This window comes from Subtercola endophyticus (assembly GCF_021044565.1).
Classification (GTDB): domain Bacteria; phylum Actinomycetota; class Actinomycetes; order Actinomycetales; family Microbacteriaceae; genus Subtercola; species Subtercola endophyticus.
This window is the reverse complement of the sequence record NZ_CP087997.1, coordinates 2,869,308-2,883,884: the sequence shown is the minus strand read 5'-3', so window position 1 is coordinate 2,883,884 and position 14,577 is coordinate 2,869,308. Positions and strand designations below refer to the sequence as shown.

The 14,577-nt window shown below is 64.3% G+C and carries 15 protein-coding genes, 1 tRNA gene and 1 pseudogene; 6 read left to right on the top strand and 11 right to left on the bottom strand.

The window, feature by feature from the left end:
- Positions 1–171: 171 nt before the first annotated feature.
- From LQ955_RS13280 to LQ955_RS13265, 4 genes are all read right to left on the bottom strand, one after another.
- Complete coding sequence (locus LQ955_RS13280) at positions 172–795, bottom strand: response regulator (RefSeq protein WP_231024989.1); 624 nt, start codon at positions 793–795, stop codon at positions 172–174.
- Positions 792–2,090 (bottom strand): sensor histidine kinase, encoded by a 1,299-nt coding sequence (locus LQ955_RS13275; protein ID WP_231024988.1) that lies wholly within the window; start codon positions 2,088–2,090, stop codon positions 792–794. The genes LQ955_RS13280 and LQ955_RS13275 overlap by 4 nt, the downstream gene beginning before the upstream one ends.
- 86 nt (positions 2,091–2,176) lie before the next feature.
- Complete coding sequence (locus LQ955_RS13270; RefSeq protein ID WP_231024987.1) at positions 2,177–3,064, bottom strand: ABC transporter permease; 888 nt, start codon at positions 3,062–3,064, stop codon at positions 2,177–2,179.
- Positions 3,061–3,999, bottom strand: coding sequence for an ABC transporter ATP-binding protein (locus LQ955_RS13265; RefSeq protein ID WP_231024986.1), 939 nt, complete (start codon positions 3,997–3,999; stop codon positions 3,061–3,063). Before LQ955_RS13265 ends, LQ955_RS13270 begins: the two co-directional genes overlap by 4 nt.
- Before the next feature lie 567 nt (positions 4,000–4,566).
- Between LQ955_RS13265 and LQ955_RS13260 the strand changes: the two genes are divergently transcribed.
- The 3 genes from LQ955_RS13260 to LQ955_RS13250 all read left to right on the top strand — a co-directional run bounded on the left by LQ955_RS13260 (position 4,567) and on the right by LQ955_RS13250 (position 7,239).
- Positions 4,567–5,100 (top strand): Fic family protein, encoded by a 534-nt coding sequence (locus tag LQ955_RS13260; RefSeq protein WP_231024985.1) that lies wholly within the window; start codon positions 4,567–4,569, stop codon positions 5,098–5,100.
- Between the two features lie 141 nt (positions 5,101–5,241).
- On the top strand, positions 5,242–6,183 hold the full coding sequence (locus LQ955_RS13255) for a Fic family protein (RefSeq protein ID WP_231024984.1): 942 nt from the start codon (positions 5,242–5,244) through the stop codon (positions 6,181–6,183).
- 117 nt (positions 6,184–6,300) lie between these two features.
- Positions 6,301–7,239 (top strand): Fic family protein, encoded by a 939-nt coding sequence (locus LQ955_RS13250; RefSeq protein ID WP_231024983.1) that lies wholly within the window; start codon positions 6,301–6,303, stop codon positions 7,237–7,239.
- Positions 7,240–7,260: 21 nt separating this feature from the next.
- Here the strand turns inward: LQ955_RS13250 and LQ955_RS13245 are convergent, their stop codons facing one another.
- From LQ955_RS13245 to LQ955_RS13230, 4 genes are all read right to left on the bottom strand, one after another.
- Positions 7,261–8,460: a pyridoxal phosphate-dependent aminotransferase gene (locus LQ955_RS13245; protein ID WP_231024982.1), complete on the bottom strand. Its 1,200-nt coding sequence runs from the start codon at positions 8,458–8,460 to the stop codon at positions 7,261–7,263.
- An 85-nt stretch (positions 8,461–8,545) separates the two neighbouring features.
- Entirely contained in the window at positions 8,546–9,088 is a 543-nt protein-coding gene (locus LQ955_RS13240; protein ID WP_231028144.1) for a flavin reductase family protein, read from the bottom strand.
- 155 nt (positions 9,089–9,243) lie between these two features.
- Entirely contained in the window at positions 9,244–10,218 is a 975-nt protein-coding gene (locus LQ955_RS13235; protein ID WP_231024981.1) for an NAD(P)H-quinone oxidoreductase, read from the bottom strand.
- A gap of 28 nt (positions 10,219–10,246) precedes the next feature.
- Positions 10,247–11,290: an AI-2E family transporter gene (locus LQ955_RS13230; protein ID WP_231024980.1), complete on the bottom strand. Its 1,044-nt coding sequence runs from the start codon at positions 11,288–11,290 to the stop codon at positions 10,247–10,249.
- A gap of 150 nt (positions 11,291–11,440) precedes the next feature.
- Between LQ955_RS13230 and LQ955_RS13225 the strand changes: the two genes are divergently transcribed.
- The 3 genes from LQ955_RS13225 (at position 11,441) to nusG (ending at position 12,945) form a co-directional block, all read left to right on the top strand.
- Positions 11,441–11,513, top strand: a tRNA-Trp gene (locus LQ955_RS13225).
- Positions 11,514–11,565: 52 nt separating this feature from the next.
- On the top strand, positions 11,566–11,856 hold the full coding sequence (secE, locus tag LQ955_RS13220; protein WP_231024979.1) for a preprotein translocase subunit SecE: 291 nt from the start codon (positions 11,566–11,568) through the stop codon (positions 11,854–11,856).
- 42 nt (positions 11,857–11,898) lie between these two features.
- Entirely contained in the window at positions 11,899–12,945 is a 1,047-nt protein-coding gene (gene nusG / locus LQ955_RS13215) for a transcription termination/antitermination protein NusG (protein ID WP_231024978.1), read from the top strand.
- 75 nt (positions 12,946–13,020) lie between these two features.
- Here the strand turns inward: nusG and LQ955_RS13210 are convergent, their stop codons facing one another.
- From LQ955_RS13210 to LQ955_RS20240, 3 genes and pseudogenes are all read right to left on the bottom strand, one after another.
- Positions 13,021–13,941, bottom strand: coding sequence for a nucleotidyl transferase AbiEii/AbiGii toxin family protein (locus LQ955_RS13210; RefSeq protein ID WP_231024977.1), 921 nt, complete (start codon positions 13,939–13,941; stop codon positions 13,021–13,023).
- Entirely contained in the window at positions 13,938–14,309 is a 372-nt protein-coding gene (locus tag LQ955_RS13205) for a hypothetical protein (protein WP_231024976.1), read from the bottom strand. Before LQ955_RS13205 ends, LQ955_RS13210 begins: the two co-directional genes overlap by 4 nt.
- 24 nt (positions 14,310–14,333) lie before the next feature.
- A pseudogene (locus tag LQ955_RS20240) lies at positions 14,334–14,501 on the bottom strand (type IV toxin-antitoxin system AbiEi family antitoxin domain-containing protein); the annotation flags it as partial.
- Between the last annotated feature and the right edge of the window lie 76 nt (positions 14,502–14,577).

Sequence of the window (14,577 nt, the reverse complement as noted above, 5' to 3'; positions counted from 1 at the left end):
AGCTGAGCCAACACGTCGACAATACGTCGACATGTGAGCTGTCGTCCGACGAAAGCCCCGGGCTGACGGCTGACGGCAGGCACCAGACGGCCGACGGCCGACGGCCGACGCACCCACCCATACCCTCGCTAGGACGCGCCGCCCGAAGAGCGGCGAGCGGGGTGGCGGCGGTCAGAGCAGGCCGAGCTCCATGGCGCGGGTCACGGCGCGAGTGCGGTCGGTCACGGCGAGCTTCTCGAAGGTGTGCTGCAGGTGCGTCTTCACGGTGGCGTCGCCGATGAACAGCCGCCGCGCGATCTCGGGGTTGCTCTGGCCCGCGGCGACGAGCCGCAGCACGTCGAGTTCGCGCGCACTGAGTCGCGGTGGCGGGGTGCGGTCAGCGCGCATCCGCTCGACCAGCTTCGACGCGATCGACGGCGCAAGCACGGTCTGGCCGGCCGCGACCGCGCGCACGCCCGCGAGTATCTCGTCTTCGGGGGCGGCTTTCACGAGGTATCCGCTCGCGCCGGCCTCGATGGCGGGCAAGATGTCGTCGTCGGTCTCGTACGTCGTGAGTATGAGCACACGCACGTCGGGCAGGCCGGCCACGATCTGGGCCGTGGCTTCGGCGCCGCCCTGGCCGGGCATCCGGAGGTCCATCAGCACCAGATCGGGCCGTAGCGAACCTGCGAGGGTCACGGCCTCGAGCCCGTTCGAGGCCTCGCCGACCACCTCGATGTCGGGCGCATCTTGCAGCAGCCCGACGATTCCGCTGCGCACGATGGGATGATCGTCGGCGACCAGCACGCGAATCACGACGTCACCCGCCCCGCCGCGGGTGGTACGCGCGCCGCCCCGGCGCGGTCGCCTGCACCCGCCGCCGGCGCGCCACCCGAGCCGCGCGCCTCGGCAGCGCCCTGTGCCGGCAGCGTCACCGCGAGCTCCACTCCGCCGCTCGCCGACTGCGCCACTCGCAGCGTGCCACCGAGCAGCGCGAGCCGCTGCTGCATGCCCGCCAGCCCGAAGCCGCCATCGATCGGCCGGGCGGCGTCGATGCCTGCCCCGTTGTCGCTCACCGTCAGCGAAATGATCCCCGCCGCCTCGGCCAAGCCCAGTGAGACACTCGTCGCACCCGAGTGTTTTCGAACGTTCGCCAGAGCCTCTTGGGCGCAACGCAACAGCACCACTTCGACCTCATTCGGCTGGCCTGTGTAGGCCGTCGTCTCGAGATCGATGGTCACACCCGTTTCGCGAGTGAAACGTGAGATCAGCCGCTGAAGGGCGGGCAACAGTCCGCCGTCGTTGTCGACCGGCGCGCTGGCGGCGACCAGGGCGCGGGTCTCGACGAGCGCCTCGCGGGCGATGTCTTCGATCACCTGCAGATTCGCGCGGGCGGGGGAGAGATCATCCGGCAGCTGACCACGCGTGCGCTGGGCGAGCATGACGAGCCCGGTGAGACTCTGGGCGATGGTGTCGTGGATCTCGCCGGCGAGCCGCTCGCGTTCGCTCAGAATTCCGCTGTCGCGGCTGAGCGTCGCGAGTTCGCCTTGTGCCGCTCGCAACTCGTTCAGCAGACGGGTGTTCTCTTGACCTTGCCGCAGCGCGAAACTGAACCACAAGCCGAGCGCGAGGCTGAACAGCAGCGAGATCGTCTCGATCACGATCGCCTGCGCGATAGCCGCCGGGCTCGTTCCGGTCGAAACCAGAAAGCCGAGAGTCACCCCCACGGCCAGCAGCACGTTCAGCACGATCGCCCGTCGCATCGGGTCGACCGAGAACCAGATGATGGGAAACGTGATGGCCTGCAATGTGGCGAGATTCGGATCGAAGGCCACGCCGACACTGGTGCACACGATAGCCAACAGCGGAAAAACCACGGCGGATGCCCGTTCCCGCCGGTCGACGGCCGCCGCCGCGAAGGCATTCGTCGCCGGGTCATCGGCCGTGAAGCTTCGCCAGCCGAACGCAGCGTACCCGCCGCCGAGCAGGGCCAGGCAGACCCAGGCGCCGATGGTCGAGCCGGGGTGGTCGGCGAAGTCGATCGCCACCGCCGCCGCGAGCGCGACAACGGTCGCCCCGACGGCCACGTGCCACCAGCTGAAGCGAGTCATCTTCTCAATCTAGGAGTCGTGTGGCGAAGAGAGGGCATGTTTGCCCGCTAGGTCGCGCGTCGCCGACGTGCATGGCGAATTCATCGTCAGCTGTCTTTGCGGATCCACCGGAACGTCACCCGGCACACGATGAGCCCGGCGATCAGCCAGATCAGCAGCGCCACGGCGACCGCGCCCAGATTCCAGGTTCCACCCGGCTCGACCGACGCGAACGACTCGGGCAGAAACACCGAGCGCATGCCCTGGGCGATCCATTTCAGCGGAAAAATGCTCGCCACGGTCTGCAGCCAGTCGGGCAGCAGCGCGAATTGCAGGTACACACCCGAAATGAACTGCAGTATCAGCACCGGCGGAATGATGACCGCCGTGGCGCTCTTGCCCGACCGGGGCAATCTCGAAATGGCGATGCCGAGTATTGCCGAAGTGGCGATTCCGAGCAGATAGACCCAGACGAAGGTCATCCATTTGGCAGGATCGGTGGGCAGCTGCACACCGAACGCCACCACGGCGACGAGCAGCAGCAACGCGATCTGCAGCACCGAGGTGGCGAACACCTGCCCGATCTTGCCGAAGAAGTACGACAGCACCGGCAGCGGGGTGCCGCCGAGGCGCTTCAGCGTTCCGTCGCCGCGTTCGGTTGCGATGTCGACGCCGAGGTTCTGCACGCCAGAGAGCAGGATGCCCGCGGCGATCATTCCCGGCAAATACGCTGCAGCCTGGCTGATGCCGCCCGTGCCGTCGGGATTCGCCCCGACGTTGCCCATGCCCTGAAAGGCCACGGAGAAAATAGTCAGCATGATCACGGGGAACAAGAACGTGAAGAAGAGGGTGTCGGTCTGGCGAAAGTAGATCTTCGTCTCGTAGCCGATACGGCTGAGGCCGAGTCGGACCGTGCGGCCTACGCCGAAGGCGGCGGCGCTCGCACTGCCGGCAGACGATGAGGAGGAGGGCGAGGTCTGGGTCACGGTGCTCATGCGAGTTCACTTTCTTTCGTCGTGTCGGCCGTCGGGTCTGTCTGGTTCGCCAAGACGCGGGCTTCGGCCTCGGTGTTCTCTGTTCCGGCGGTCTGAGCAGAGACGAGGTCGAGGTAGATGTCTTCGAGGCTGGGGCGCACGACCTCGAGCCCCTCGGGTTCGCCGAGTCGGGCGACGAGGTCGGCAACGACGGCGCCCGGTTCGGTGGCTCGTTGCTCGCGAACGATGCCGCTCTCGCGCCAGCGCACGATGGGAATGCGCGCCTCGGCCGACCCGAGCGACCCGACGGGTCCGATGTCGACGAGCACTCCGCCGGCGACGACTGCAGCCCGGTCGCTGAGCTGGGCGGCCTCGTCGAGGTAGTGGGTGGTCAGCAGGATGGTCGTTCCCTCCCGCTTCAGCGAACGAATCAGCTCCCAGAACTGCCGCCGGGCCTCGGGGTCGAATCCGGTCGTCGGTTCGTCGAGAAAGAGCAACTCGGGCCTTCCGATGACGCCGAGCCCCACATCCACTCGCCGCCGCTGACCGCCCGACAGATTCTTGATGCGGGTGTTGGCCTTCTCTTCGAGCCCGATCGCGCTGATCACCTCGTTCACCGTGCGCGGATTCGGGTACATGCCGGCGAACTGGGTGAGCTGTTCGCGCACGGTAACGTTGCCGCTCTCGCCCGAGCTCTGCAGCACAATGCCGAGCTTCGCCTTCCACGGCAGACCGCCGTGTTGTGGATCGGTGCCCAGTACCCGCACCTCGCCGCCCGTGCGGTCGCGGTATCCCTCGAGAATCTCGATGGTGGTGCTCTTGCCCGCCCCATTCGGCCCGAGGAGGGCGAAGGTCTCGCCGCGCTTGATGTCGAAGGTGACGCCCTTCAGCGCGGCGAACGTGCCATAGCTCTTCGTGAGGTTCTCAACGCTCACGGCAATCTCGTTCGTTGTCATTCCCCCATGCTGGCCTGCATCGCGCTTCGACAACAGCCTCCACCTGGTCGACCTTGCGCATCCCCCGATCGGGGGATCGCACAGGAGGCACAAAAGCACTGGAATAGATGAGTAGACCTCCCTTTGTGTGGGAGATCGGAGACCCGGGGGAACGAGTGATGGCTGTTCGATCGCCGGTCAACCAAGGTCTGCCGTCAGAAGACGAGGTGCGCTGGCGCATCGACTGTGCCGACGGCGTGCTGGCTGCCACGCGGTCGGATGCGGGCGACAGGAGTCAGCGTGCGCTCGTCGAAAGGGTGGCGCGCGGAGTCATGTCCGCCGACGAAGCTGTTGCGCACAAACTGAAGAGGGAAGGGCTCGTTCGCCGAGACTCCGCGCTTCGTGTGCGCGAGTGGGACGAGTACTTCATCCCCGGCTCGTCGACGCTCAGGAATCGACTCACAGACTTCGAGAATCCCGAGGGAAGAAGACCCCGAACGATTTCGCGCGCTCGAGATTCAGATCTCGCAGATTCGAATCGTCGACGTCGTCGCCAACTTTCCCAAGGGTGACTTCGGATACGAACACATGAAGACTATTCATCGTCGACTCTTTCGTGACATCTACGACTGGGCTGGGCACGAGCGTGTCGGGCCCACAACACCGGTTGTGCGCTTCGCTCCTGATGCGGTGAATTACGAGGCGGGCGACCCCGCTGCGCCATTCGTCAAGTACGCCTATTTCTCCGGGCCCGAGATTGCCGAGGCTGCCTCAGTGCAATACGCGCTTCTCGCCTCGCTGCCGCTTCGCACCGACCTGACGCGAACAGAAGTCATCGATCTCTTCGCCGAATACGGTGGCGAGTTGCAGACTATTCATGCCTTTCGCGACGGGAATGTTCGGGCGAGTTGCGTCTACGGCATCTTCTTCGCCGAGGCGATCGGCTACCCCGTCGATCCGGCTGTGTTTCTCATGGGCAGAGAACTTCGCGATCGGTTGATGCACGCGAGATTCCACAATCAGGCGACGGGCACGCACGGTGCCTACTTCGATACCCTGAACCTGGCGATGGCGCCTGAACGCAACATCGACCGGAACGCCGACCGATTCGTGCGGCCGTGACCGGGGCAGCGACGATCCTCTCATCGACCGACCCGCCATATCCCCCGATTGGGGGATCGCACAGGAGGTACAAAAGCGTTCAAATAGATGAGCGGTTCTCTAAGAACCGATACATTGGTGACAGAGTTCGGGAGGGCGTCGATGTCATTCAAGCCGATGGTGCGGCCGGGAGAGGTCACCGAGGAGCTTATTCAGTGGCGCATCGACTATGCCGATGCGGCCCTCGCGCTCGCAAATTCCGGCCCCGGTGACGAGCCGCACCGGGTTCTGTTGCGCCGAGTGGCGACCGGCGAGCTGAGCGCAGCAGAAGCTGTGGCCCTCGCGGTGCAGAATGCCGGCGTCGGTACCGAGCGGCCCGAGCACTTCGTGATTGCGAAATGGGAGGATTACACCATTCCCGGCTCGACCGCTCTGCGTAACAATTTCGGCGACCCCAGCCACCCGTTCGGCGTCGAAGACCCCGAGGTGTTCCGAAAGCTCGAGATAGAGATCTCTCGCCTTCGCATCGTCGAATTGGCCATCGATCCGATTCAAGGCGATCTTGATTACGACCACATGAAGGCGATACACCGTCATGTCTTTCAAGACATTTATCAGTGGGCCGGCCAGGAGCGGGTCGGTCCAGAGTCCTCGATGATTAGATTCGCGCCCGATGCAGTCAATTACGAAGCGGGTGATGCGGCGGCGCCGATGATCGCCTATCGCTTCTACCCCGGGAGCGAGATCGCAGATTCCGCGTCTGTACAGTACGCGGCGGTTGCCGAGCTGCTGTTGCGGGCGCCGGGCATGTCTCGCCGCGAAGTGATCGATCGCATGTCGGAGCACGGCGGTGAGCTGCAGACCATCCACTGCTTTCGTGATGGTCACAACCGCACCCTGTTCGTGTGGGCGCTGCAACTCTTCGCGGCCTCGGGCTATCCGGCAGACCCCGCGGTATTCGTGATGGGTGCGAAGCTTCGCGAGTCATTGATGCATGCGCGCCACCAGAATCAGGCGACGGGCCGGCACGATGCCTATTTGCGCACCCTCGACGCTGCTCTCGAGGGCTACGAACCGCAAGGCAGTCTCATCGGCTCTCGGTGACCCGCCTCTCGCTGACCCGTGTTTGGGGGGTCGAATTCTCGAAGAGAAAAGGATCGAATAGGCCTCAGCACGGCATCCGACCGCACCGACGCAGGTGGATGAGAGCGAAGCGGGGGAATGGTGTTCGGTGATGCGCTGACCGGGTCGATCGAGGCCGATACCGACACGGTGGCCTGGCGGCTCAACTTCGCCGACGCTGTGCTGGCTTACGTGAAGGTTGGCAAGGGCTCCCCGGCCCATCGAGAAGTGGCGACTGCTGTCGCCATCGAGGCGCTCTCCGCCGACGAGGCTGTGGAATTGACGGCTGAGCGGCACGGGGTGGTCATCGACCGCAGCTATCGCCCGCTCATCCGAGACTTTGACGATTACCTGATCGACGGCACCCTGATGCTCAAGAACAACCTTCGCGACGCGCAGACGGGGGAGCAACTCGCGGATTCCCCACGCTTTCGGGCGATCGAGGTGGAGATCTCGCGCCTTCGACTGATCGAACTGTCGAAGTCGCCCATTTCGGGAGACTTCGATTCAGACCATTACCGGGCTGTGCACCGGGCACTGTTTCGCGACCTCTACCCGTGGGCCGGACAGTTTCGCACCGGGCCCGATTCGGCGATGATCCGGTTCGCGCCCGATTCCGTGAGTTTCGAGCCGGGAGACACGAACGCGCCGCTGGTGAAATATTCGTACTACTCGGGAACGGAGATGACAGACGCGGCGTCGGTTCAGTTCGCCCAGCTTGCGGCCATTCTGCGCGCGAAAGACCTCGAGCCCGAGGTGCTGCTCAGCCGAGTCGCGGAGTCGCTCGGGGAGTTCCACTCCATCCACCCGTTTCGCGACGGCAATTCGCGCGCCTTCTGTGCGTTCGGCGCGCAATTCGGGCAACGCATCGGATATCTGCCGGACTATAGCGAATTCGCCGTCGATTCCGACACGGTGGCACGGCTTGTGCACGCCCAGTACAACTACCAGGCCACCGACAAGCACGACGCGCTCTCGCAGTCGCTCCTCAACCTCACGACCGTGGCCGCGCGAGTTCAGCCCGGGGTTCAGTCCTGAGCGAGAGTGACGCCGTCCAGGTCAGCCGAACAGCGTGGCAAGCCGGGCGACGCCCTCGGCGAGAGCGTCGTCGCCCAGGGCGTACGACATGCGTACGAAACCGCTCGGCCCGAACGCCTCGCCGGGAACGACGGCGACGTCGGCCTGCTCGAGAATGAGGTCGGCCAGCTCGAGCGAGGTGGTCGGTGTCACACCGCCCCACGGCCGGTTCAGCAGCCCGGTGACGTCGGGGTAGACGTAGAACGCCCCTTCGGGGGTGGGCGTCAGGATGCCCGGAATCTCGTTCAACGAAGCGACAATGTGTTTGCGGCGGCGGTCGAATGCCTGCCGCATCTCTTCGACGGCGGTCTGCGGACCGGTGAGCGCAGCAAGCGCCGCCCGTTGCGACACGTTCGCCACGTTCGACGAGAGGTGGCTCTGCAGGTTCGCGGCGCCCTTGATCGCGTCGGCCGGGCCGACCATCCAGCCGACCCGCCAGCCCGTCATGGCATACGTCTTGGCCACGCCGTTCACGAGTATCGTGCGGTCGGCGAGCGCCGGCACGGCCTCGACGATGGAGATGGCACGAATCCCGTCGTAGGTGAGGTTCTGGTAGATCTCGTCGGTGATGACCCACAGCCCGTTGGCCTCGGCCCACTCGCCGATGGCCGCGGTCTGCGATGGCGAGTAGACGGCACCGGTCGGGTTCGACGGTGACACGAACAGCAGCACCTTCGTACGCTCGGTGCGCGCGGCCTCGAGCTGCTCGACGGTGACGAGGTAACCCTGGTCGCTGCCGGCGAACACCTCGACAGGCACGCCGTCGGCGAGCGCGATGGCCTCGGGGTAGGTGGTCCAGAAGGGGGTCGGCACGATGACCTCGTCGCCCGGGTCGAGCAGCGTCTGAAACGCCTGGTAGACGGCCTGCTTGCCGCCGTTGGTCACGATGACCTGCGAGGCGCTGACCTCCAGGCCGCTGTCGCGCAGCGTCTTAGCGGCGATGGCTTCCCGCAGCTCGGGCAGCCCGGCCGCCGGGGTGTACCGGTGGTTCTTGGGGTCGCGCGCCGCCTCGACGGCGGCCTCGACGATGAAGTCGGGAGTGGCGAAATCCGGCTCGCCCGCGGCGTAACTGATCACCGGGCGACCGGCGGCCTTCAGGGCCTTGGCCTTGGCGTCGACCTTGAGGGTCGCCGATTCGGAGATGGAAGCGATGCGGTGCGAGATTCTGGAGCGTTCGGTCACGTGATCAAGCTTAGACGGGCCGCCCTCGCGCAGGCTGAGCTATAACGCCGAGACTCGCCCCCGGGCATCCGCTCGCCGTCGGCGGCTACTGGATCTTCGAGTTCTCGTCGAGCCGGTGCCACGTGCGGTTGTGGTACACCAGCGGATGCGCGAACGACGCGTCTGCCGACTCGTCGCCCGGCTTCGGGGCGTGCGTTTCGAGCGCCTGCACGGCGACCACGGTCGAGCCGCCGGCCTCCATCTTGTTCACGATGCGGCCGCGAATCCAGGCGTGTGCGGCGGGAAAATACGGCTCGCCCGTGGGCAGGCGCTTCCAGATGGAGGTGTCGGCGAACCGGTCGATGCCGCTCGTCGCGCCCAGCTTGGCGATGTCGATCTGGTCGGCACCGAGCAGGTGCACCACCACGGTGTCGGCGCGACGGATGGTGGGGCTGCTGCTCGAGAGCTCGGAGATCGAGAACACCAGCAGTGGCGGCACGGCGCTCACCGAGAACACCGAAGTGGCCGTGAGGGCGACCGGGCCGTCACCGGCGTCGGCCGTGATCACTGCGACGCCCGCCGGATGATTGCGGAACGCCGCCTTGAACTCGTCGGGCGTCACCGTCTCTGAACTCGGGTGCTGCACCAACTGGTGCTCGCCGGTGACCGTGTGCTGATCTTCGCTGTCATCTGGTCGACTGAATACGTTCGACGCCTGCGCTTCGCTCACCGTTGCTCCTGAAATCGTGACGTTCGGTTACTGCTCTTCAACCACCGTACGCTCGCCGATATTTCATCGGTGTGTCAGCGTGTAACAGTGAGCAACACCTTGCCGATGTGTGTCGACGATTCCATCAGCCGGTGTGCCTGCGGTGCCTCGGCGAGCGGGATGCGCGTGTCGATGATGGGCTTCACCTGACCCTTCGCGACCAGGGGCCAGACATTCTCGGCGACGCTGGCCACGATGGCCGCCTTCGCCGCCGCCGATCGCGCCCGCAGACTCGTGCCGTGGATCGTGCCGCGCTTCATCATCAGCGCCCCGAAGTTCAGCGAGCCGGGCTCTCCGCTCAGGTTTCCGATGTTCAGAATGTGCCCGTCGATGGTGAGCGCACGAATGTTGCGGTCAAGGTACGACCCGCCGATCGAGTCGAGAATCACGTGCGCACCGCCCGCCTCTTTGATGCGGGCGACGAAGTCGTCGGTCTTGTAGTCGATCAGAATGTCGGCGCCCAGGGCGCCGCACGCCTCGAGCTTCGCTGCCGAGCCGGCCGTCACGGCCACCGTCGCGCCGAAGGCTTTACCGAGTTGGATGCCGATGGTGCCGATTCCGCTCGACCCCCCGTGAATCAGCAGCGTCTCTCCGCGCCGCAAGTCCGCGAGCAGAAAGACGTTGGACCACACGGTGCAGGCCACTTCGAGCAGCCCGGCGGCGTCGACGAGGTCGACGTTCTCGGGCACCTTCAGCACCTGGCCGGCCGGAACGCTCACCTTCTCGGCGTAGCCTCCGCCGCTGAGCAGAGCGCACACTCGGTCGCCCACGGCGAAACCGGTGACACCGGCACCGAGCTCAGCCACCGTTCCCGATACCTCGAGGCCCGGCCATTCCGGCGCACCGGCCGGGGACGGGTAATGACCTTCGCGCTGACTGACGTCTGCCCGGTTCACTCCGGCGGCGGCGACGTCGATGAGCACATCGCCGGGCGCGGCCACGGGGTCTGGCACCTCGGCCAGCTGCAGAACGTCGGGGCCGCCGAACGAAGAGATGACTACTGCTTTCATGCTCTCCAACGTAGCCCGCTGCGCTCGCCTATCGCGCCTGTTGTCGTGGCACGATCACCTGTTTCACGATGATGAGAATCGAGGCGGTGACGGGAACGGCGACCAGCGCCCCGAGAATGCCGAGCAGGGTGCCGCCGACCAGGGCGCCGATGACCACCAGGATGCCCGGAACATCCACTGCCTTGCTCATCACCCGCGGGCTGAACACGTACGCCTCGACCTGCATGTAAATGAGAAAGTAGATCGCGATGGCGATCGCCGTGCCGGGCGACTGGGTGAGCCCGACGGCCGTCACCAGAATGGCGCTGATCACGGTGCCCACCAGGGGAATCAGGGCGAGCAGGAACGCGACCACCGCGAGTACGCCGGCGAACGGCACCCCGATCAGCGTCATGGCGATGAAGCCGAGAATGCCGTTCGAGGCGGCGAGAATGACCTGGCCGATGACGTACTTGCCGACCGAATTCACGATCTGGTCGGTGATCGAGACCACGCCGGCGCGCTTCGAGGCGGGAACCAGCATGTAGAGGGCGCTCTTCGAGGCATCGAGTGAGCCGAGAAAGAACAGCGACAGAATCACGATGGTGATGCCGCCGAAGATGCCCCCGATCACGTCGCCGCCCACCTTCAATAGTCCGCCGCCCAGCGAGGCCAGGTTGTTGGGGTCGCTCAAGAACTTCTGCAGTGCGGTCGAGGCGGCAGAGAGGTTCATCGTTCCGCCCAGGGCGGAGTTGAGGGAGATGAACCAGGGTTGTGCGGCCATGTTCGAGAGGGTTTCTGGCAGACCGGTCACCAGGGCGGTGCCCTCTTTGATCACGACCGGAACCACGAGAAACAGCACGCCGATGATGAGTGCGATGAACAGCACGAACACAATCGTGATCGCGAGCATCCTTTTCAGGCCGCGGCGCTCGAGCAGGCGCACGATGGGGTCGAGCCCGAGTGCGATGAACAAGGCCGCGGCCAGGTAGACCAAGATCGTGGCGATCGATGAGAGGGCGAGGCCGAGCAGAATGGCGAGCAATCCGCCGAGGGTTGCGATGAAGCCGATTCGGAAGGCGTTCGTTTTCATCTGGTGCTCTCTTTGCGGTCGTCTTCGATGTGACTTACACTAGGTGCAGGTAGTTGAAATCTGCCATGCTTTTTTGTGCCCATTTTCAAGGGCTCGCAGGGTTACGAGTGTATCGGTGGCTCTGCTGAAGCGCGGTGATTTCGCTTCCATAGGGTGGTGGCTCAATTGGTAGAGCAGCGGTCTCCAAAACCGCAGGTTGCAGGTTCGAGTCCTGTCCGCCCTGCACGTCGAAGAGGGTGTTTGCTCTTTTCGATCGCTTGTGAAAGGTACTGACGGTGGCACGAAAGATAGTCGACGAACCCAGTGAGGCTGTCGTCGAACGCGCCAAAAGCGACAGGGATGCCCGGCGCAACCCTTTCTCTCGAATCGTGCTTTTCATCAGGCAGGTTTTTACAGAACTGAAAAAAGTCGTCACGCCGACGACAAAAGAACTCATCAGCTACACGCTGGTCGTGCTCGTGTTCGTCGTCATCATGATGGCGCTGGTGGGCGGCCTCGACTGGCTGTTCAGCTGGGCAGCCGTCTTCGTGTTCGGTGATCCGGGAACCGCTCCCATCGGTTCGTAGGGTTCCATTCACGCTTATTACTCAAGAAATGGAACGTATTTAGTGGCTAAGTCAAACCATGACGATCTCGACCTCGGGGCTGCGCAAGAGCAGTCGAGCGAAGTTGAAGAGGCTCAAGAGGGCGACAACATCGAGATCGAGTCTCCGAGCGATCTCGATGCACTTCTGCGTGCCATCGACGGCGGAACGAACGACGAGCACTTCATCGATGCAGGGCTTGCTAATGACCCAGGTGATGACGACGCAGTTGCTTTCGACGACCTCGAGGCCGACAACGAGGTGAACGAGGCCCTCGAGTCGGGCGACGCCCTCGACACCGAGGCCGCCCTTGAAGCGATCGAAGACGAAGAAGAGATCGACGGCCCCGAGACCGACGCCGAAGACGACGACTTCATCTCCGATTCCGTCGTGTCGGCTGATGACGCAGGCGAAGTCGAGCTGGAGGCCGAGCTCGCCGAAGAGGCCGAGGTCGACCCTTACGAAGCCTTCCGCGCCGAACTGCGCTTTCAGCCTGGCAAGTGGTACGTCATCCACTCGTACGCCGGCTTCGAGAAGCGCGTGAAGCAGAACATCGAGAGCCGCAAGAGTTCCATGGGCATGGAGGACTACGTCTACCAGGTCGAGGTTCCGATGGAAGACGTCGTCGAGATCAAGAACGGCCAGCGCAAGCTCGTCACCCGCGTTCGCATCCCCGGCTACGTGCTCGTTCGCATGGACCTGAACGAAGACAGCTGGTCTGTCGTTCGGCACACCCCCGGTGTGACCGGCTTCGTGGGCAACTCGCACAACCCGACGCCGCTGCGTTTCGAAGAGGCCTTCAACATGCTGAAGAGCCTCGTCGAGATCGTTGAGGCGCCCGTCGCCAAGAACGCCGGCGGCAAGGGCGGCAAGGCCGTATCGCGCTCCATTCCCGCAGAGATCGACTTCGAGATCGGCGAGACCATCACCATCAAAGAGGGCTCGTTCGCGGGCCTGCCGGGTACCATCAGCGAGATCAAGCCCGAGAGCGGCAAGCTCACGGTGCTCGTCTCCCTCTTCGAGCGTGAGACGCCGGTCGAGCTCAGCTTCGACCAAGTCACCAAGCTGTAGGTCGATGTCGCGCCGCCTCGTTTCCGTGGGACGGCGCGACTGTACGCACGTCGGCGCACCGGGGCGCATTGTTCGTTAGGATTTGACCGGTCGCGCGACGATTCTGTCGATGACTCGGCCAAGCCATTCGCGCGCCGCCGGAATGTCGGGTAGCACAAGGTTCTGTCCGTCGACCACCGTTTCCGCGCGCGCGTCAGCATACGCGAGAGCCCAACCGTCCATCGAGCGTAGCGGGAGCGGTGGCCAAGGCTGCTGGCTCCGCCAGTCGAAGGTGCGCACGCAGAGTCTCTGCAACTTACTGATGTCGGCGCCGGCGTTCCAAAGTAATTGCAGGTCGACCAGGTCGTGCGCTCGCACGTAGGCGGGATCAGTGACAGCATGGAGTTTTTGCGCGATCTGATACTCCAGATCGACCAACTCGACGGGATTCAGCTCGCCGAACCCGAAGTGGGCGCCGAATTGCACGAGTTCTCCATCGATCTGTTTTCGGCTGTGCGACTGCGCGTCGATCTCGGGATCGGATACTTCCACGTCGAGCGCCGCCCAGGCATTGCCGAGAAACTCGATCGATACCCGGTAGGGGTGCATGACGTACTCGGGTCGCGTCAACCCGGGATCGTGCCGCTTTACCGCGCGTAACGTCGCCGTGAACGCAACCCGATCGGGCGATTCCGGGTCACGACGTTTCTGGCCCTTCGACGGCGGAACTGATCCCCATCCTTCGGCCAGGCGCGCGCTGAATGGTCCTTCGAATTCTGCTCCGCGGGTGCGGGTTGACACGTCGAGGTCTGCTGTAGCGCGCGTGCCGCGCTCTCCGAACCGCAGCTTGATTCCCATGCCACCCTTGATCGCAACCGCCTCGGGGAGCATCTGCGACACGATGAGTGTGCACAGCATCACCCGTGCGCGCGAGACCGGAATGCCAAGCTCGGCGGCGACCTGCATCACTCGTTCGTTGAGTTGGGTCACGTTGAGCGGAGGTAAAACGTCGCTCATGCTGACGCCCTCTTGTGTCTGGCCGCGTCTTGATCGTCGATTAGCTCGCGTCGCAGCGTTTCGTCGATCAGCGAGTTCCACCGATCGGTGGGCATCCGCTGCTGCATATCCTCGAGAGCGCGCCGGATGGTCGTCGCGGGGATGCCCTGATAACGGGCGAGATCGGCATCGGAGATGTCGGGCCGGTTCTCCAACTCCAACCACTCTGGCAGAGCACGACGCACCCGCCGGCGCGTGCCTACGCGCACCTTCGGCGGGTTGAACTGACCGAGCTCAAGCAGTTCGAATACCGATTCGCGGTGGAGAAATGCACCTTCCCCAGCGAGGGCGACGGCAAGGGTTGGCTCCGTCAACGCCGTGGTCGGCACTTCGCGATGTGTGTAGACGCCCTGGCCATATGCACGAAGTGCTCCGCGCGAGGCAAGCTTTCGCACGTCGACGGCGGGAATTCCCGCTTCATCCGCCTCAGCCAAAGTGACTACACCGTTTCGCGACGCAGCTATCTCCCACAAGTCACGCCGGTAGCTCACATCATCTCCTCCGTGGCAATACTGTACCATTATCGACACACTTCTGACGAAATAGACTGAGATCGAGCGCGTCTCGTTAGAGAAGAGCGCGCGTAGGCCTGTACGA

Excerpts from the sequence above, each read along its gene's own strand:
- LQ955_RS13260 (WP_231024985.1), top strand. The coding sequence starts at position 4,567 with ATGAAGACTATTCATCGTCGACTCTTTCGTGACATCTACGACTGGGCT.
- LQ955_RS13255 (WP_231024984.1), top strand. The coding sequence starts at position 5,242 with ATGTCATTCAAGCCGATGGTGCGGCCGGGAGAGGTCACCGAGGAGCTT.
- LQ955_RS13270 (WP_231024987.1), bottom strand. The coding sequence starts at position 3,064 with ATGAGCACCGTGACCCAGACCTCGCCCTCCTCCTCATCGTCTGCCGGC.
- LQ955_RS13250 (WP_231024983.1), top strand. The coding sequence starts at position 6,301 with ATGGTGTTCGGTGATGCGCTGACCGGGTCGATCGAGGCCGATACCGAC.
- LQ955_RS13235 (WP_231024981.1), bottom strand. The coding sequence starts at position 10,218 with ATGAAAGCAGTAGTCATCTCTTCGTTCGGCGGCCCCGACGTTCTGCAG.
- LQ955_RS13265 (WP_231024986.1), bottom strand. The coding sequence starts at position 3,999 with ATGACAACGAACGAGATTGCCGTGAGCGTTGAGAACCTCACGAAGAGC.
- LQ955_RS13275 (WP_231024988.1), bottom strand. The coding sequence starts at position 2,090 with ATGACTCGCTTCAGCTGGTGGCACGTGGCCGTCGGGGCGACCGTTGTC.
- LQ955_RS13230 (WP_231024980.1), bottom strand. The coding sequence starts at position 11,290 with ATGAAAACGAACGCCTTCCGAATCGGCTTCATCGCAACCCTCGGCGGA.
- LQ955_RS13210 (WP_231024977.1), bottom strand. The coding sequence starts at position 13,941 with ATGAGCGACGTTTTACCTCCGCTCAACGTGACCCAACTCAACGAACGA.